The 17,980-nt window shown below is 64.3% G+C and carries 14 protein-coding genes and 1 tRNA gene; 4 read left to right on the top strand and 11 right to left on the bottom strand.

From position 1 onward, the window contains the following. From DKW65_RS00790 to DKW65_RS00765, 6 genes are all read right to left on the bottom strand, one after another. On the bottom strand, positions 1-732 hold the full coding sequence (locus DKW65_RS00790) for a PepSY domain-containing protein (protein WP_111655459.1): 732 nt from the start codon (positions 730-732) through the stop codon (positions 1-3). Beyond that, positions 732-1,241, bottom strand: coding sequence for an FMN-binding protein (locus tag DKW65_RS00785; protein WP_111655458.1), 510 nt, complete (start codon positions 1,239-1,241; stop codon positions 732-734). The genes DKW65_RS00790 and DKW65_RS00785 overlap by 1 nt, the downstream gene beginning before the upstream one ends. Positions 1,242-1,255: 14 nt before the next feature. After that, on the bottom strand, positions 1,256-2,923 hold the full coding sequence (locus tag DKW65_RS00780; RefSeq protein ID WP_111655457.1) for a lipoprotein insertase outer membrane protein LolB: 1,668 nt from the start codon (positions 2,921-2,923) through the stop codon (positions 1,256-1,258). A 24-nt stretch (positions 2,924-2,947) separates the two neighbouring features. Then, positions 2,948-4,651 carry an AMP-binding protein gene (locus DKW65_RS00775; RefSeq protein ID WP_245932362.1) on the bottom strand — a complete coding sequence of 568 codons (1,704 nt, stop codon included), beginning with the start codon at positions 4,649-4,651 and terminating at the stop codon, positions 2,948-2,950. After that, a complete protein-coding gene (locus DKW65_RS00770) occupies positions 4,651-5,583 on the bottom strand; it encodes an oxygenase MpaB family protein (protein ID WP_111655456.1) in 933 nt (310 codons plus the stop codon). Before DKW65_RS00770 ends, DKW65_RS00775 begins: the two co-directional genes overlap by 1 nt. A 133-nt stretch (positions 5,584-5,716) precedes the next feature. Continuing rightward, the gene (locus DKW65_RS00765; RefSeq protein ID WP_111655455.1) at positions 5,717-6,346 is read right to left on the bottom strand and encodes a TetR/AcrR family transcriptional regulator; all 630 of its coding nucleotides are present in this window, start codon (positions 6,344-6,346) and stop codon (positions 5,717-5,719) included. 167 nt (positions 6,347-6,513) lie between these two features. Between DKW65_RS00765 and DKW65_RS00760 the strand changes: the two genes are divergently transcribed. Then, positions 6,514-8,640 carry a molybdopterin-containing oxidoreductase family protein gene (locus DKW65_RS00760; protein ID WP_111655454.1) on the top strand — a complete coding sequence of 709 codons (2,127 nt, stop codon included), beginning with the start codon at positions 6,514-6,516 and terminating at the stop codon, positions 8,638-8,640. Between the two features lie 32 nt (positions 8,641-8,672). Beyond that, complete coding sequence (rep, locus tag DKW65_RS00755) at positions 8,673-10,685, top strand: DNA helicase Rep (protein ID WP_111655453.1); 2,013 nt, start codon at positions 8,673-8,675, stop codon at positions 10,683-10,685. Between the two features lie 16 nt (positions 10,686-10,701). Here rep and DKW65_RS15770 read toward each other — a convergent pair whose 3' ends face one another. The 5 genes from DKW65_RS15770 to DKW65_RS00735 form a co-directional block, all read right to left on the bottom strand. Further along, on the bottom strand, positions 10,702-10,920 hold the full coding sequence (locus DKW65_RS15770; protein ID WP_162925624.1) for a hypothetical protein: 219 nt from the start codon (positions 10,918-10,920) through the stop codon (positions 10,702-10,704). After that, positions 10,907-11,374: a c-type cytochrome gene (locus tag DKW65_RS00750; RefSeq protein WP_245932361.1), complete on the bottom strand. Its 468-nt coding sequence runs from the start codon at positions 11,372-11,374 to the stop codon at positions 10,907-10,909. Before DKW65_RS00750 ends, DKW65_RS15770 begins: the two co-directional genes overlap by 14 nt. 84 nt (positions 11,375-11,458) lie before the next feature. Continuing rightward, a complete protein-coding gene (locus DKW65_RS00745) occupies positions 11,459-14,059 on the bottom strand; it encodes a CHASE2 domain-containing protein (protein WP_111655451.1) in 2,601 nt (866 codons plus the stop codon). Between the two features lie 157 nt (positions 14,060-14,216). Then, positions 14,217-14,912: a response regulator transcription factor gene (locus tag DKW65_RS00740; protein ID WP_111657462.1), complete on the bottom strand. Its 696-nt coding sequence runs from the start codon at positions 14,910-14,912 to the stop codon at positions 14,217-14,219. A 164-nt stretch (positions 14,913-15,076) separates the two neighbouring features. Beyond that, the gene (locus DKW65_RS00735; RefSeq protein ID WP_111655450.1) at positions 15,077-15,850 is read right to left on the bottom strand and encodes an SDR family oxidoreductase; all 774 of its coding nucleotides are present in this window, start codon (positions 15,848-15,850) and stop codon (positions 15,077-15,079) included. Positions 15,851-16,144: 294 nt separating this feature from the next. Here DKW65_RS00735 and DKW65_RS00730 point away from each other — a divergent pair. Both DKW65_RS00730 and pyk read left to right on the top strand, forming a co-directional pair. Further along, a tRNA-Arg gene (locus DKW65_RS00730) sits at positions 16,145-16,221 on the top strand. Positions 16,222-16,487: 266 nt separating this feature from the next. Beyond that, positions 16,488-17,921 (top strand): pyruvate kinase, encoded by a 1,434-nt coding sequence (gene pyk / locus DKW65_RS00725; protein WP_111655449.1) that lies wholly within the window; start codon positions 16,488-16,490, stop codon positions 17,919-17,921. Positions 17,922-17,980: the final 59 nt, after the last annotated feature.

Below are 17,980 nucleotides of genomic sequence, written 5' to 3'. Positions count from 1 at the left end.
TCAATGTCGGCGCCAACGCCCCAGCCAGGTCCAGGCACCGGTCAAGGCCAGCAATGCCATCAGGATGGCGGCAGCATTCACCACCCAGACACCGGCGCGGCCGAACAGACGCCCGCTGTGCAGATCCAGTACCACTCGTTCGCGACTGATGCCGGGCAATGGCGCCCCCTGCGCCAGTTGATCCCGCAAGGCAACGGGCAGCGGGCGCTCGTGTGCCCACGCGGCGTCCTCTGCGGTGCGGTCATGCCATGCGCCGGAGAAATCATCGAACGCATGCTGACCGGTGCCGGTCGTCAGCACCAGGTGTCCGGCCTGATCCGTTCCCAGGCGTCGCCCACGCGCTGGCGCACCGCTCATTATCTCGACCAGCGTAGCCTCGTCATCCAGCAGGATCAGCGTTTCGCCACACAATGCAGCAACCAGATGCTGATAGCGCACCGCGCCCACCAGCGTATCGGCACAACGCGCGACGCCTTCGGCATTGAAGCGCAGACGACCGCCCTGCTGCGTCAGCCAGTGATCGCCAACACGGTACCCGGTGGCGGGCACATCGGGTGGCACACCGTAGAGTGACGACAACAGGCGCGCCTGCACCGGCTCATGCTGCCAACCGCGCAGATCGCTGACGCCGATCAGCACACCGGTGATGACCAGAAACAGGATCGGCAACCACAGCGCCAGGCCCAGCCAGCGATGCCAGCGCATCCAGCGGCCACGTCGCGAGGCGGCCATCAGCGCATGGCCTCTTCATGCAGGCGCAGCACCAGACGCGCCACGCGCGTTACCGCATCCACCGAGAGCGTCGCACCGGTAATATTGTCGATCGGTCGATCCAGACGGTTACCGTTGGCCAGCACCGCACCTTCGAACTGGCGGGTGAAAAAGCGCTCATGCACTTCGCCACCACGGGGCTCCCGGTAGACCAGAATGCGTACATGCTCGATGCCCTCCGGGCCCACCACGAAGCCCATGGTGATGGGGTACTCCTTGCCAATCTCTTCCATGATCCAGGCGGTTCGGTCGTCGGCCTGCCAGTAGCGCTGGCGCGCCACGCTGACACGCCGCTGCATGATATGAGCGGCTTCATCGCGCAAGCCCGCATTCATCATGACGAACTGCATGCGTGGTGACGCCTCGGGGAACGCCCACGACAGGAACTCGTCCTGTGACATATAGCGGATATGACCGGTATAGGCCCCGGCAACCGACGCCAGCGTACACAGCACTGCCACAGCCAGCATTGCCCGGCGCCGCATCAGTTCACCAACCTTTCCTGATCCATCAGCATACGAATCAGCCAGCGCTGATAGGGGCCGACACGCTCCCCTTCCAGCCGGGCATGGGCTTCATGATGAAACGGGTTGTTCTCGATACGGCCGGGCAGCACCCAGGAGCCCACACGGGCGCTGTTCCTGATCCAGAAATAGTTCATCCGCTGCCAGGCGCCGTAGTTCATGTCATATTGCTCGCGCACTTCCGGCGGCAGATTGGCCGCGGTCGAGATCTTCTGCACCCACATGGGGAAAATCAGCAGCACGGATTGCGGCTTGAACAGATCATCGCGCAACTGGATCGTGGCCTCAGTCACCGTAAGCTGGGGACTGGCCCACATGGCTTCGTTGTAAGCGATAAATTCGTCCCAGTCCTGCGGCAAGGCCTCCTCGGGAATGCCGAACAGCATCGCGAACAGTTTGGTCTCCTGATAGAACTGCTCTTTCTGCTCGTCCGTGAGCTTGCCCTTGAGCTGCTCATACATCATCGCCAGGGTTTCCCACAGGGTGGCGTGCACCCAGATCATGGCGTTGATTTCGTTGGCGCGATACTCGGTGCCGCGTTTGAAAGCGCCGGCATCGTAGTCCATCTCGCCTTCGATGGCCTCGTGGATGGCGTGCACCTGATTGGCGGAGCGCATCACCTGGGGCATGCTGCCGTAGATCATGGTGAAAACGTGTTGGAACGTACGCCGCGCGCGGCCTAACGCATCCTCACGTACCACCGAGTGCTCATCGATGCCCTGGGTAATCCACGGGTGGGCGTTCTGCAGCAGCAGCGCCCGTCCGGCACCGAAGGCGCCCGGTGCCATCGGCGCCTGCAGTGTCCACATCATGGAGTCCGGCCCGAACAGGCCGATGCGGCCGTCGGGGATGCGGCCATGCACCCGGTACAATTGTGCGCAGAAGGCTTCGCGATCTACCCATCGCGCCATCGGCGCAGAACCGTCTTCCGGCACCAGCTCCCGCACCCGGTCGCGGCTCGACGCCGCACTGGCAGTTTTGCCGTTCGACAGGTCTCCCTGCGCGTTCTGCGTGAGCGCCTGAGGCAGGAAGTCTTGCGGGCACGGCCCGGAAAGGTAACCGGTTTCCGCACGCACCATATCCAGATCAAGTCGTGTACCGTTGCGGGTCAGACGCATACGCTCCGGCAGAAGATAATCATGCACGCGCATGTGGTCACGGTAGTGGATATCCCACTCGTCTTCGCGCATACGGGTCAGCAGGCCCGGTGCACCGAAGTCCATTTCAGCTTCAGGGGTGGCAGGCAGACCACGCAGCCAGAACGCCAGATGCGACATCGGCAGGGTATCGCGCAACTGGCGCGCCAGGGCAGCGGCCTCGTGATCGCGGGCGCGAATCTCGGCGGCGCCATCGAACAGGTCCACCGCGCTGAGCACGACATCCGGTTCTGCAACGGGGTCCTTGAGCATCAGCGCCAGGCTGTAACCGCCATCCACCTGCGTGTAGCGAAACCAGGCACGCTCACGCCCGTGTTCGCCGCGCAGGTCGAGGCGCCCTTCGATCTGCCACTCCTCCAGATGCTCAGCATCCGCCACTTCAAAATCCGGGGCGCGCAACGCACCGCACCCCTGCAATATTGCCGCCACCATAAAGGCCGTGGCGAGCTGCATACCGGTTATTATTTTCATGACATCACCTTGGGTCAGGTTCGCTTACGTTTTCCTCAGGGCTTTCTTGTCGATCTTGCCCACCGAGGTGAGGGGTATGGCTTCCACAATGAAAATCTCGCGCGGCACCTTGTAGGGCGACAGCCGCTCACGACAACGACCCATCAGCTCGTTACGACGCGCTTCCTCGTCTCGCATGTCGCCGGGCAGGGCCTGTACATAAAGCTGCACGATATCGTTACCCGGCCGCTGTTCATCCGCGCGCCCGACGACGGCACACAGCGCCACCCACGACAGCGCCTGGATGGTGTTTTCCACTTCCACGGAGAACACCTTGTAGCCCCCGACAATCAGCATGTCCTTGCTGCGATCGCAGATCGTCAGGTAGCCCTCGTCGTCCAGGTAGCCGATATCGCCGGTGTACATCCAGGTCAGACCATCATGCTGACGCAGGGCATCGGCCGTGGCGTCGGGCATGGCCAGATAGCCGCTCATCACCTGCGGCCCGGCCACGGTCACTTCACCGGGCTCGCCTGCGGACATCTGTTTGCCGGTTTCGGTATCGACAATGCGCACCCGCGTGCCGGGCAAGGGCACTCCGACGCTGCCCGGCTTGAAACGCCGGGCAGGATTCAGGGTCTGCACCGGGCTGGTTTCGGTCATGCCGTACACTTCGCAGAACTTGTTCTCGCCAATGATTGCAGCAAGCCGTTCGATGTCTTCCCTGGCAAAGGGTGCGGCGCCGGACACCGCCGTGCGCAGCTGCGAAAAATCAAGGCCGCGGAAGCCTTCGTGCTGGCACAGCATCTGGTAGAGCGCGGGCACCGCTGCAATGATGGTCGGGGTGCGTTTCTGCATCTCGCCCACGAAATGCGCGATATCACGCGGATCAGGAATCAGCAGGAACGTCGACGCCGTGCGCAGCGCGTTGAACAACACCGCAGCACCGCCGATATGAAACAGGGGGAATGCGGAGGCCACAGTTTCCTGACCAAGGCGATAGCCGTAAAACACATCCGCCTGGATGTTATTGGTGAACAGGTTGGCGGACGTCAGCCGCGCGCCTTTGGGTGCGCCGGTGGTGCCGCCGGTGTACTGCAGATAGAGCACATCGTCCAGGCTGACCCGCACCGGGGCTGGCGCCTGGCCGGCACTCGCCAGCTGATCCGCCAGCGACAACACACGCACCCGCTCACCCACCTGGGCCTTCAGACCCGTAAAGGGCGCGCCGAGGTAATCGCCCGGGCCGGACACCAGCACGGTATCCAGCGAACGGATATTATCCGCAGCATGTTGTATGACCTGCTCCCACAGGGGCTGCAGAGTCAGCAGCACACGCACCCGCGCATCGTTACCCTGATGTGCGACTTCCGTCGGCGTCATCAGCGGTGAAATGCTGGTGCAGACCATACCCAGCCGCGCGGCCGCACCGAAGGCCACCACGTATTGCGGCATATTCGGCAAATGCAGCCCCAGCACATCCCCTTTGCGGCAACCCTGAGCGGTCAACAGCGCCGCCATGCGATCAATCTGTGCGTCCAGTTCCCGGTAGGTCAGGCCCTGCCCCATAAACACCAGTGCCTCGCGCTCGGGGAACTGCCCGGCGTGATCCCGCAGGTAATCGGACAATGTCTTGTCCGGCACCGGAGGCACCGTATGCCAGTCCACCCCCATCTCGCGGTAGGTGGCCAGCCAGGGCAGGCCTGTGCCGGTTTCGGCGGGGACGGCGGGCGCATTGCTGCTTTGCATTATCGGGCTCCTTCAGCGCGTGGCGGGGCGGTCGTGTTCCATTGATAGGCGTCCGGATGACGGCGCACGTCGCGCAGCGCCTCGCGGGCCAGCGGGATATAACGCATCGAGTTCGGCAGCAGCTTGTGGGTGGTGCGCACCGTGCGGCGCCACAGCCGGAAACGACGCTCGTCCCGGTCAGTCCAGGGAATATCGAAGCGCTCACGAAACAGCGGCGGCAAGGTGCCCAGCAGGTTGTGGCGCAGCAAACGGCCCGCCCCCGAGGTGACGGCGCCCCACAGGGCATCCGGCATTGTCGAGCCTGGCGGCTTGGGGGTTTGCAGGTAATGGCGTTCGTCCAGCAGGTCCTGGGCCACGTCGCCCATTTCCAGACGCTCGGTGATGATGGACTCGAAATGCTGCCAGTAGGCCTGTTCGGTATCGGGCAGATCGTCGTCGCGAATGCCCAGCATGCGGCCCATCTGGCGCCACTCCAGGAACAGGCGCGTGCGCTGGGCGCGGGTCGGCGACACATCGAACAGTTCCAGCAGGCGGATATTGGCGTCGTAGCCGGTGCAGTGCACCCAGCCGTAGGCTTCCGGGTCGAGGGCAAAGTAGCGTTTGCCGTGCTTGTCCACACCTTTGATCTCGCGGTGCATTTCCCGCAACTGGCGGCCCTTGCGCGTGGCCTCTTCCGGGCGCGCATAGACCACCGGCCACAGCAGTGCCGTGGAGCGTTTGGCGCGCCCCCAGGGATCGGTGCGGTATACGGAATGCTGGCCAACCCCGGCATCAATCACCGGATGCGCCACCTGCATGACGAAGGCCTGCGGCAACATCAGGTGATAGCGCCAGGTGCCGAAATGCTGCCAGGTCAGCGAGTCCGGCCCCAGGGGGACGGGTTCAGAGACCGCGCGTTCCGGAACGGCTTGTGCGGCGTGTACAGACATCATCACGACTCCGAGAGAATGAGATAAATATCAAAATATGTCTCACTGTCTCGATGCGCAAGCGCCTGATACAGGTTTCCGAAGCGTGTTTACGGCAAAAAACGCCAGCGTGCTGGCGAGTCCGGTCAATATACGATCAAGGGGGGCTCAGCAGGGGGCGCAGAAAGGTCTCGGCAAAGCGTCGCACACTGGCCTCGTCCGCCGGGGAAATCACCCCGTCCGGGCTGAGCACCAGCGATTGCACCAGGCGCAGCAGCAGCTCGGCGATCTCCTCCGCCGGGCGGTCACTGAGGGCGCCCGCCTTCTGTGCCTTGCTGATCTGCATGGCCAGATACAGTCGGCTGAAGGTCACCACCTGGGGCAGGCGCACGGTGAGATAAGGCAGGATATGCTCAGGCTCAGTGGCCAGTAGCCGCGCCAGCAAGGGGTGCCGGTGGGCGCCGGTCACGGCCAGCACGAACGCTTCCAGCCAGGCGTCGAGCGGCGAGGTCATGCCGGTCAGCCGGGCTTCGATCAGGGCAAGCTGCTGCTGGCATTCGCGCAGGATCACGGCCTGCACCAACTGATCCTTGTCGCCGAAACGGCGGTAAACCGTGGCGCGCCCCATGCCGGCTCGCTGGGCCACATCTTCCATGGTGGTGCGACGCAGGCCGAACTCCACAAACGAGGCGAGCGCCGCATCGAGAATGCGCGCCTGGCGAGCATCCTGCGGGGCCACGTCGCCACCCAAGGTAAAGGCCGTCTGTGCTTCCTGTTGGCGAGCCATGCGCAATCCGGTTTCCACTTTGCTGAGACGTCTTCTGGAAAAAGCATACCCGGCAGGCCGGGCCAGCGCACCATACAACAATCGGTCTTTTGTGTATCGGGTTCGCGCTGCGGCTGCGGCATCATGCCAGTACCTGCCCGTCGGCGAGGACCCAAAGGAGTACCCCGATGACCAGAACCTTCTGCCGCGTCTGTGAACCCTCCTGCGCGCTGACGGCCGAGGTGAAAGACGGCCACGTCAGCCGCCTGAAACCCGATCGGGAGCATCCGGTCACGGCGGGCTTTGCCTGCCACAAGGGCCTCTACTACACCGCCATCCACAACGACCCCGACCGGCTGGACGCCCCCCTGCGCCGCACCGCACCGGGCCGGGCGCCCGGCGCGGCCTTCGAGACCGTGCACTGGGACGAGGCTTTCAGCGATATCGCCACACGCCTGCAAATGATCCGCGAGACCCACGGCAACACCGCGGTGGCCGCCTATATCGGCAACCCCATGGCCTTCAATGCCCTCGGCACGGAAGCCATGGAGGCGTTTCTCCGTCAGTTGCGCTGTCAGCGGCTGTTCAGTTCGGCCACGCAGGATTGCTCGAACAAGTTTGCCGGCGCGGAAGCGGTATTCGGCACCAGCACGCTGCATCCGGTGCCGGATCTGGAACACACCGACTACGCCCTGATCTTCGGTGAGAATCCCAAAGTCTCGCACATGAGTTTTGTCTCCATCGCCGATCCGATGGCGAAATTCCGCGCGGCGGTAAAACGCGGCGCGCAGATCTGGTTCGTGAACCCGCGCCGCATCGAAGCCATCACGCCCTCCACCGGCGACTGGCTGCCGGTGAAGCCGGACACCGACCTGTATCTCATGGCGGCACTGCTGCATGAACTGGACAAGGCCGATCTGTTCGACACGCAGGCGATCAGCGAACACGGCAAACATATCGACGGCCTGCGCGCCTTTATCGCGCCCTGGGACGCCGACATGGTCGCGCCGGTGACCGGCATTCCTGCCGACGACATCCGCCGCATTGCCCTGGAATTCGGCCGCGCCGAGCGCGCCTGCGTGCATATGTCCACCGGCGTCAACATGGGCCGCCACGGCACCCTGTGCTACTGGCTGTTGCAGATGCTGGCGTTCGTCACCGGCAATCTTGACCGGCGTGGCGGCAACCTCTATTCCCCCGGCTTTTACCCCGCCGCCAAGGCGGGTCGCATCGCGCCGGAACAGATCAGCTTCCAGGACCCGGACCTGCCGGAGCACTACGGTCCGCTGCGTCGTGTGCGTGGCATCCTGCCCGGCAACCTGCTGCCCGACATGATCGAGCAGGAAGACGCGCCGATTCGCGCCCTGATCGTGTTTGCCGGCAATCCCCTCCTGTCCATGGCCGGCGAAGAGCGTCTGCGTCAGGCCTTTGAAAAACTGGAGCTGGTGGTGGTGCTGGACCTGTTCCGCAACGCCACCGGTGAGCTGGCCGATTACCTGCTGCCCTGCGCCGACATGCTGGAGCGCCGCGACCTGAATATCTGCGGCCTGGGCATGCAGGCCCAGCCGTTTGTGCAATACACCGACGCCGTGGTGCCGCCCGCCGCCGAGCGACGCGAAGAATGGTGGATACTGCATCGGCTGCTACAGGCCATGGGCCTGCCGTCGCTGTTTGACCAGGGCGGCGAGCCGCCGCTGTTCCAGCGTCTGGACCGCATGCTGTCCCGCAGCGGCTTGTCCGTCGAGGCGGTGCGCGAAGCACCCGGGCATACCGTGGTGCTGTCAGCGCCAGAAGCCGGTCGTTTTTACGAGGACTGGATCCAGACGGAGGACAAGCGCGTCGATTGCTGCCCCCCGCTATTCCACGAGGCCATGGGCGCGGTGCGCGCTCACTTCGCTGCACTGCAAGACCCGCAGGCAGCGCCCTTCCGGTTGATCAACCTGCGCACCCACTACATGCACAACAGCTGGTACCAGAACGTGCCGCAACTCAAGCGCCCCGATCAGCAGGACAATCCGCTGCATATGTCACCCGCCGATATGGAGGCCCTCGGCCTCAGTGCTGGCGCCTCCGTCACCGTACGCAGCGACGCGGGCGCCTTGCAGGCACAGGTCCACGCCGACGACAGCCTGCTGCCCGGCGTGGTCGCCATGGTCCATGGCTGGGGCAACCAGCGCACCCCCGGCCTGCGCCTGGCCACGCAGCACCCGGGCACCAACGTCAACGTGCTGCTGCCCAGCGGCCCCGGCAGCTACGAGCGGCTCAGCAACCAGGCCTTCATGACCGGGATTCCGGTGCAGGTACATTCCTCCTGACGTATCATGGGCGCCTTCCTTCGGAGAGCGCCTTGGATAACCTGAACCCCCGACAACGTGAAGCGGTGGCCCACACCCAGGGCCCGTTGCTGGTGCTGGCCGGCGCCGGGTCGGGGAAGACCAGCGTGATCACCCAGAAAATTGCCTGGCTGATCCGGCATCACCAGATCGGTGCCCGGCATATCGCCGCCGTGACCTTTACCAACAAGGCCGCGCGGGAGATGAAGGAGCGGGTGGCGGCGCTGGTGTCGCGGGCCGAGACCCGTGGACTCATCGTTTCGACCTTCCATAACCTGGGCCTGCGCATCATCAAGCAGGAACAGGCCGCCAGCGGCCTGCGCCGGGGCTTTTCCATTCTCGACCAGACCGACAGCCGTGAGCTGCTCAAGGAGCTGCTGCACCGGGGCGACAGCGAGCGTGACCTTCAGGCGGCGGAGGCCATCCATGCGCGCATCTCCAGCTGGAAGAACGATCTGGTCATGCCGGAGGACGCGGTCAGTCGGGCGGAAGATGATGACATGCTGCGGGCGGCCATTGCCTATGGCGAATACAACCGCATGCTGCGCGCCTGCAACGCGGTGGATTTCGACGATCTGATCATGCTGCCGGTGGTGCTGTTCCGCGAGCAGCCGCGCATCCTGGAAAAGTGGCGCAACCGCATCCGTTACATGCTGGTGGATGAGTACCAGGACACCAACGGCGCCCAGTACGAACTGGTGCGCATGTTGGTGGAGCCGGAGGGCCGCTTCACGGTGGTGGGCGATGACGACCAGTCCATCTACGCCTGGCGCGGCGCGAAACCGGAAAACCTGGCGCAATTGCAGACCGACTGGCCCAATCTGGAAGTGGTCAAGCTGGAGCAGAACTACCGCTCCACCGGCCGCATCCTGAAGGCCGCCAATGCGGTCATCAGCAACAACCCCCATGTGTTCGAGAAAACCCTGTGGTCGGACTACGGCTACGGTGATCCGATTCGCGTGGTGGCCATGCGCGACGAAGACGCCGAGACCGACTGGATCGCATCGGACCTGTTTCATCAGCGGCTGCAGCGCGGCCTGAAGTGGAAGGACTTCGCCATTCTCTATCGTGGCAACTTCCAGTCGCGACTGATCGAGACCAAGCTGCAATCACTGCAGATTCCCTACAAGGTGTCCGGCGGCAAGAGCTTCTTTGCACGCTCGGAAATCAAGGACCTGATGTGCTACCTGCGCCTGCTGGTGAATCCTGACGACGACAACGCCTTCCTGCGCATCATCAATACCCCGCGCCGGGAAATCGGCCCGGCCACGCTGGAAAAACTGGCCGGCTGGGCGGCGCAGCGCCATCAGGGGCTCTACCATGTCTGCGATGACCTGGGCGTAGGCGAGTTGATGGCGCCGAAGGCCGCCGAGCGGCTACGCGAATTCAAGCAATGGCTGGATCGCAAGCGCGAGTTCTGCTTCCGCGACAACAGCGTGCAGGCGGTGCGTGAACTGATCACCGACATGGACTACGAAGGCTGGTTGCACCAGCAGAGCGCCAGCCCGCGGGTGGCCGAAAAACGCGTCGAGAACGTCTGGAGCCTGGTGGCCAGCATCCAGCGCATGCTGGAGAAAGACGACGACGAGCCCACCGATCTGGAAACGGTGATCGCGAAGCTGGTGCTGATCGACATGCTGGAACAGCAGGACGAGGAAGACGACAGCGACAAGGTGCAGCTGATGACGCTGCACGCCGCCAAGGGGCTGGAATACCCGCACGTCTACGTGATGGGCGTCGAGGAAGAGCTGTTGCCGCATCGCACCAGCATCGAGGAAGACACCATCGTCGAGGAACGGCGCCTGATGTACGTGGGCATCACCCGGGCCAAGCGCAACCTGACCCTCAGCTACGCCATGAGCCGCAAGCAGTTCGGGGAAAAAGTGGACACCACACCAAGCCGCTTTCTCGAAGAACTGCCCCAGGATGACCTGGAGTTCATCGGCGAAGGCTTCAAGGTGGATGAAAGCCGGGCGGACGAAGTGGCCGAGGCCAGCATCGCCGGACTGCGGGCGCTGCTGAACTGAGCGGCGCTGCAGTCCCTTATTCGGCGGGCGTGTCTTCGGTGGGCTCTTCCAGCGGTGGCGGCGCGTCCGCCGGTTCCACCCGCGGTGGCGGCTCCTGACGGACACCGCCTTCCAGCACCGGTTCCACCTGGGGCTGTGGTGGCTCGGGCTCACCACAGGCGGCCAGCCCGAACGCCGCCGCCAGCACCAGAGCGGGCCCGAGGCGGCGCGGGAATACCCTGTTAACGGCTGGCATCAACAAGGTACTTCACTGCCGCACGCACTTCTTCTTCCGAGCAGTCCATGCACATGCCCATGGCTGGCATGGCGCCAAAACCATCGATGGTGTGTTGGGTCAGGGTATCCATGCCCTTGCTGATACGCGGCGCCCAGGCAGACGCATCGCCCTTCACCGGGGCGCCCGCTGCGCCGCTGTTGTGGCAGGCCGCACAGGCTGCGCCATAGACCTGCTCACCGGAACGCGGCTCAGCAGATGCCGTCTCGGTGGCGCCAGCGGCCGGGCCACATTCCTCGCCTTCGATACACACCCGGCCCACCGGGCGCAGACGCTCGGCAATGGCGCGCTCGCTGAACACTGAACGCTCACCCAGACCGTGCGGGGAAATTTCCTTGGTGGAGCGGGCGCCGTGGGTCACCCCGGCCAGCAGGGTGGCCAGTACGGCAAGGCTGATGACTGCAATCTTGTTCACGATGATACCTCGTCTCGGCATTGGGGAGCGGCGGGCCGCGATTATACCCATTCAAACGCTCGGGTTAAATGGCGTATCGCCTGATCACTCTACCTCGGTGCGCGGCAAACAGAGCGTGAACCGGCTGCCCTCCCCGGGCTGGCTCTGCACCTGGATGTCGCCACCATGACGCTCGGCCACCACCTTGACGAAGCGCAGGCCCAGCCCGGCGCCGTGTGTACGGGCGCCCCCGGCATTGTTGGCGCGGCTGAAGCGCTTGAACAGCCGGGGCAGGAAATCCGCTTCGATCCCCACGCCCTGATCACGGACCTCGCAGCGGACCTGACCCTGGTCACAGTACAGCCGCACGTCTACGGCATTGCCCGGGTCGCTGTACTTGATCGCATTGGTCAGCAGGTTCAGCACGGCGCGTTCCAGCAATTCATGATTACCGCACACCCAGACCTCGTCCTCGGGCAGGTAATCGAAGCGCAGGCGAATGTCCTTCTGCTGGGCCTGATGCACCACCTGCTCGGTGGCGCTCTCGACCACCGGCAGCATGTCGACGGCGGTCAGTTCCATGTCTTCCGAGGATTCGGCCCGGGCCAGTTGCAGGAACTGCTCGGCAATGTTCAGGCTGCGCCGCGCGTAATAGTGCGTCTGCGCCAGAATATCGCTCAGGGCGGGATCGTCGGCATACTGCTGCCGGTAGCGCTCGGACAGCGCCAGCAACGAAATCATCGGGCTGCGCAGATCGTGGGACAGGAAATCCAGCATCTCGGAGCGGGCACGCATGGCCTGCTTGACCTCGCTGATGTCCTTGAGGGTCATGATCAGCACTTCCCCGGGCTGGTGCCCGGCGCGAATACGCAGGATATCCAGGTACAGCTCCTGCCCGCGTCGACTGCGACACTCGGTCTGCGCCCGGCCACTGGCCACCGCCTCGTCGAGCAGGCCCTGCCAGCCCTGCGCATCCTCCGGCAGGGTGAGCTCACGGCCCAGTTGCAGCAGGCTCACGTCATCCATTTCGCGACTCGGCAGTGCCAGCCACTCGGACGCCTGGGCATTGACGAACAGCAGGCAGCCACAGGCATCGCTGATCACCACCCCGTCGCGCAATTGCGCCAGACTGGCCTCGAAGAACCGGGTCAACGCCTGCTGGCGCAGATCCTGGGCCCGCACCCGCTCGATATGGCTTTCCACCACATCGTAGTACTGCTCCATGTCCTCGGGCATGGCTTCCGCCCGGGACAGCATGGCGCGCAACCACTGTTCCCGCGCTGGTGTTGGCTCCTGCGCGTTCCAGACCACCGCCAGTTCGTAGCGCTGGCCCTCACTCATCAGGTCATAAAAACGCGCCCGCTCACCCTCCCAGGCATGCCGGGAGACCGGCGCACCGCCTTGCTCCACCGCGCCCCCCGGACGACGCGTCAGCCGCCAGGCCGTGACCGGCAGCACCTGCTCCATCCACTGCACAAAGCGCGGCAGCGCGGCCGGGGCCAGCAAACGGCGGTTGAGGTCGTCATGGGCGGACAGGCGGCGCAAGGCGGCGCGCATATACCCCAGCGAGTATTCCAGGCGGCGCCAGGTCCAGAGCGGATAAGCCAGCACCGCACCCAGCAACGCGGGGCCTGCCGGGAACCAGAGATCAAACCAGAGCAACAGCACGAAGCTGAAAGACAGAATCCCCCCCAGCACGCCCAGCACCAGCGGAATGGACCAGCGCGGCGCCACGAAGGGCAACGTCATCGGCGCGATCAGGGCCAGGATCAGGGTGAGGCCCCACACCCAGCCAGCGGGCATGGGCCGGATCAGCGCATCATGGCGCAAGGCGGTAAATACACTGGCGTTCATCTCGACGCCGGGCATCAGCCCGGCACGGCCCGCCAGCGGCGTCGGCAACAGGTCTCCCAGACCCTGGGCGGTCGCTCCCAGGAAGACGATACGGCCTTCCAGCAAGGTCGGGTCCAGCTGGCCGTCCAGGACGTCGGCCGCCGAGAAACGCGGCACCGTGTCACGCACCCGCGAAAAGGGCACCAGCCGGAAGTACTGCTGCACCTTGCCCAGATCATCCGCCCGGTGGCCGCTGTCGGCCGGGAAACGGGTCACGGCACGGCTTTCCAGCGCCTCCAGCAGCACCAGGGACAAGTGCGGCCACCACGGCTGCCCCAGCCCACTGCGCATGTACAGGCCACGCACGACCCCGTCGCTGTCCAGCTCGACATCGACATGCCCCATCCCCGCCGCCGCCTGGGCGAAAGGAGTGTGCGGCATCACCTCCATGATGTTGCCGCCGTTGTCGCTGACATGGACCGGCAGGAACACCCGGCCATGGCTGGCAATGGCATCCACCAGCGCCGCATCGGAGTCGGGCCGGACCCGGTCGGGTTCGGCAAAGATGAGATCCAGCACCACGGCACGGGCGCCGTACACTTCAAGCTGGGACACCAGCCGGGCGTGGACACTGCGGTCCCAGGGCCAGCGCCCCACCTGCTGCAGGCTCTGTTCGTCGATCGCGACGATGGCCAGATCCCCCATATCTTCCTGGGGCAACAGCGGCAGCATGCGGTCATAGATATGCCGACTGAGCGACATCAGGGCGCCGGTGTGCAGCAATACGGTGCAGAGCGCCGCAATCACCAGCAGCACTGCAGCGTGCTCGATATAGTAGCGGCGCTTTTCTCCCCTGGCGGGTGGATGGCTCATGCGCGCCTCCGGCCAGGTCGGGGTACAGCCGTTACGACAGGGTCAGGCAGCACGTTGGTCATGCAAGGCTCACGGGCGAAGGCAACGAGCAGATACTTTGCCGTATCTGGTAGACGTGAAGCAAAGGAAACCGGGCCGCCCGGCCCGGGCGGGCCAGCTAGTCGGCGGCTTCCACGGGCTCCAGCCGATAGCCATGCTGATAGATGGTCTTGATCCGGTAACCCCGCTCGGGCCGGATTTCCAGGCTGCGGCGAATACGGCTGATATGCACGTCTACCGTGCGCGACTCGATGGCGGACATGATGCCCCAGACTTTCTCCAGCAAATGCGCCCGGGACATCAGCTTGCCGATATTCTGGAACAGATAGCTGGCCAGTTCGAAGTCCTTGTCCGTCAGCTTGGCGGGTTCGCCATCCAGCGTGATAACGCGGCGGCCACGATCAATGCGCCATGGCCCTACTTCCTGAACGGCCTGCTGGACCACCTCACCCACGCCGGCACGACGCCCCAGCGCCGTAATCCGCGCCAGCAGCTCCGCCTGGCGCACGGGTTTGACCATGTAATCATCTGCCCCCTGGGACAGGGCCCCCACGATGGAGGCCTCGTCATCCCGCTGGGTGGCAAACAGGACCGGCACCGCATTGCCGCTGGCGCGCAGTTCGCTCAGCACTTCACGCCCGCTCATGTCCGGCACTTCCCAGTCGAGCAGCAACAGATCGAAGGTTTCCCGGCGCATCTGCACCATGAATTCACGGCCGTTGGTGCAATGCATGCACGAATGCCCCGCCTCTGCCAGCATGTGCTGGACCAGGTCAGCCTGGGCGGTGTCATCTTCAAGGTAGGCAATACGCACTGCTCGTTCCTCCATGCAACGGGGGTCATGATTCGCGGCAATACCTGATGCGCGCCCCCCGAAAAACTGGCACCGGCAAATCAGATTCGCTGCTGGTTTTGAATACTCTATAAAGTAGCCAAGAGCGCGGGCAAAGTGCTGAAAAGTTTGTAAAAGCCACGCCCTCAGGCCGTGAGGTAGCCCCCATCCACCTGCATGCAGGTGCCGGTAGTATAGCTGCTGGCATCACTGACCAGGTACAACACGGCGCCCGCCATTTCCGCCGGATCGGCCACCCGGTTCATGGGCACATGGGTGAGCAGCGATTTGAGGATCGCCTCGTTCTGGACCAGCGCACTGGCGAATTTCGTATCCGTGGCACCGGGCAGCAAGGCGTTGACACGGATGCCGGTCTGTCCGCACTCGCGGGCAAATGCCTTGGTCATGGAAATCACCGCCGCCTTGGTGATGGAGTAGATGCCCTGCATCGGCCCCGGAATGACCCCATTGACCGACGCCACATTGACGATGGCCCCACGGCCCTGGTCGCGCATCAGCTTGCCCGCTTCCACCGACATGAAGAAGTATCCCCGGATATTCACATCCACCGTTTTCTGGAATGCACTGAGGTCCGTATCCAGGATATGACCGAAATAGGGGTTGGCCGCCGCATTGTTGACCAGGATATCCAGGCGCCCGTGACGCTCGCGGATCGCCGCAAACAGTGCCTGGATCTGCTCCATCTCACCGATATGGCAGGCCAGCGCCTCGGCCTGCCCCCCGGCCTCACGAATCGCCGCCACCACCGTTTCGCAGGCCTCCGCCTTGCGTGAGGACACGATCACATGGGCGCCTGCGCTGGCCAGCGTGCGCGCAATGGCCTCGCCAATGCCCCGGCTGGCGCCGGTCACCAGCGCTATACGGCCGGTCAGGTCAAACAGTTCGGTAGGGGTCTTCATGGGGTCTGCTCCTTATCCTGTGTCATGGCGCGCTGCTCACCCTAGCCCGCGCTCCCACCCACGGCAAGCACCCACCGTGGACGTCAGCCCGGCAAGTCATTATCATGTGCGGCCCTTGCACCCGTAGCTCAGCGGGGCGAAGGCGGACTCAAGGAAGCACAGCTTCCGCCGCCGCAGCGCCTCCGCGATGCAGCGCGGGGGCCGGGCCCGGCGAAGCCGGGGAGTACTGTGCAGCGCAACGCGCTGCCAACACACTCAGCAGGCACCAGCGCCCGCCGAGTGGAACACCACCACGCACCCGTAGCTCAGCTGGATAGAGTACTGCCCTCCGAAGGCAGGGGTCACTGGTTCGAATCCAGTCGGGTGCACCAGATACGAAAGGCCATCTCCTCACCGGGGATGGCCTTTCTGCTTTTACCCCCTGCGCGCCACGATCAGCGGGGCAAAAAAAAGGCGGCTCCGAGGAGAGCCGCCTGAGCTTGTTTCGATAAGGCAGTCAACAGTAAATCGACTGACCCCAGTATTCCCCGCAGGCGCGGCGCTCTCCATGTAAGAAATGTGTCTTTTTGTGAGCCATGCGGGCCCGCGTGTGAATCGCTACACTGGCGTTCTCTGACGACACGCACAGGACACTGCCATGTTTCGAGGCACCAAGATCGTGGCCACCGTTGGCCCCGCCTCTTCCTCCCCCGAGATGCTGCGCGCGCTGATCGACGCGGGCGTTAACGTATTCCGGCTGAATTTCTCCCATGGCAGTGCTGCAGACCATGAAACCCTGGCGGCACGCATTCGTGCGGCCAGCAGCGACGCCCAGCGTATCGTGGCCCTGCTGGGCGACCTCCAGGGCCCGAAAATCCGCGTGGCCCGCTTTCGCGACGGGCCGGTGCAACTGAAAACCGGCAGCACCTTCGTGCTCGATACCGCCCTGGACAAGGAAGCCGGTGACATCCATCAGGTCGGCGTGGACTACCCGGATCTGGCCCGGGATTGCCGTCCGGGTGACACCCTGCTGCTCAATGACGGGCTGATCGAACTGCGCGTGCTGGACATCGACGGCAGCCGCGTACGCTGCGATGTCGTCACCGGTGGCACCTTGTCCAACAACAAGGGCATCAACCGCAAGGGCGGCGGACTGACAGCGGCGGCACTGACCACCAAGGACCGCGAGGACATCTTCCTGGCAGCAAAGCTGGACCTGGACTATCTCGCCTTGTCGTTCCCGCGCAACGCCGAGGATGTCGAGCTGGCCCGTCGACTGTATCGGGAAGCGGGCGGCCAGGGCGGCATGGTGGCCAAGATCGAGCGCGCCGAGGCGGTGGCCGACCCCCAGGTGCTGGACGATCTGATCCGCGCCTCGGATGGCGTCATGGTGGCCCGTGGCGATCTGGCGGTGGAAATCGGCGACGCCGCCCTGGTGGGGGTGCAGAAGCAGATCATCGCCCGGGCCCGCGCGCTGGACCGCTTCGTGATTACCGCCACACAGATGATGGAGTCCATGATCAGCAGCCCGCAGCCCACCCGCGCCGAAGTATCGGATGTGGCCAACGCGGTGCTGGACGGGACCGACGCCGTCATGTTGTCCGGCGAGACCGCTGTGGGCGAGTACCCGGTGGCCACCGTCCAGGCCATGCACCGCATCATTCGCGGGGCCGAATGCTCCTGGCAGCAACACGCCCCGGAGCAGCGCCAGCCGGACACACTGGAAGCCATCGACGAAGCCATCGCCATGGCCGCCATGTATGTGGCCAATCACTTGCGCGGCGTGCGCGCCATCATCGCCATGACCGAAACCGGTGCCACCCCGAAACTCATGTCTCGCCTGCGCACCGGCATGCCGATCTTCGCCTTTACCCCGCACCCGCATACCCAGCGTCGCGTGGCAATCTACCGGGGCGTGGAAACCATCGCCTTCGACAATGACGCCGTGCCCAACGCCGAAATCAACGGCCTGGCCGTATCAGAGCTGCTCAATCGGGGGCTGGTGGAGACGGGCGACCGCATCCTGATCACCAAGGGCGACTACGACAAGGCACACGGCGGCACCAACACCCTGAAGATCGTGACCGCCTGACCCGGCAGGCCCATGCTTGACTGCCGTTTCTGGCCAGTCTTGCGCTGACCCAACGCTAT

The organism is Isoalcanivorax indicus (genome assembly GCF_003259185.1).
In the GTDB taxonomy this organism is placed as follows: Bacteria; Pseudomonadota; Gammaproteobacteria; order Pseudomonadales; family Alcanivoracaceae; genus Isoalcanivorax; species Isoalcanivorax indicus.
Note: the sequence above shows the minus strand (reverse complement) of the source record. Positions and strands in the feature narration are given on the sequence as shown.

Bases quoted from the DNA above. Each gene is read 5' to 3' on its own strand.
- pyk (WP_111655449.1), top strand. From the start codon at position 16,488: ATGTTTCGAGGCACCAAGATCGTGGCCACCGTTGGCCCCGCCTCTTCC.
- DKW65_RS00785 (WP_111655458.1), bottom strand. From the start codon at position 1,241: ATGCTGGCTGTGGCAGTGCTGTGTACGCTGGCGTCGGTTGCCGGGGCC.
- DKW65_RS00780 (WP_111655457.1), bottom strand. From the start codon at position 2,923: ATGAAAATAATAACCGGTATGCAGCTCGCCACGGCCTTTATGGTGGCG.
- DKW65_RS00760 (WP_111655454.1), top strand. From the start codon at position 6,514: ATGACCAGAACCTTCTGCCGCGTCTGTGAACCCTCCTGCGCGCTGACG.
- DKW65_RS15770 (WP_162925624.1), bottom strand. From the start codon at position 10,920: ATGCCAGCCGTTAACAGGGTATTCCCGCGCCGCCTCGGGCCCGCTCTG.
- DKW65_RS00775 (WP_245932362.1), bottom strand. From the start codon at position 4,651: ATGCAAAGCAGCAATGCGCCCGCCGTCCCCGCCGAAACCGGCACAGGC.
- DKW65_RS00765 (WP_111655455.1), bottom strand. From the start codon at position 6,346: ATGGCTCGCCAACAGGAAGCACAGACGGCCTTTACCTTGGGTGGCGAC.
- DKW65_RS00745 (WP_111655451.1), bottom strand. From the start codon at position 14,059: ATGAGCCATCCACCCGCCAGGGGAGAAAAGCGCCGCTACTATATCGAG.
- DKW65_RS00770 (WP_111655456.1), bottom strand. From the start codon at position 5,583: ATGATGTCTGTACACGCCGCACAAGCCGTTCCGGAACGCGCGGTCTCT.
- DKW65_RS00790 (WP_111655459.1), bottom strand. From the start codon at position 732: ATGGCCGCCTCGCGACGTGGCCGCTGGATGCGCTGGCATCGCTGGCTG.
- DKW65_RS00735 (WP_111655450.1), bottom strand. From the start codon at position 15,850: ATGAAGACCCCTACCGAACTGTTTGACCTGACCGGCCGTATAGCGCTG.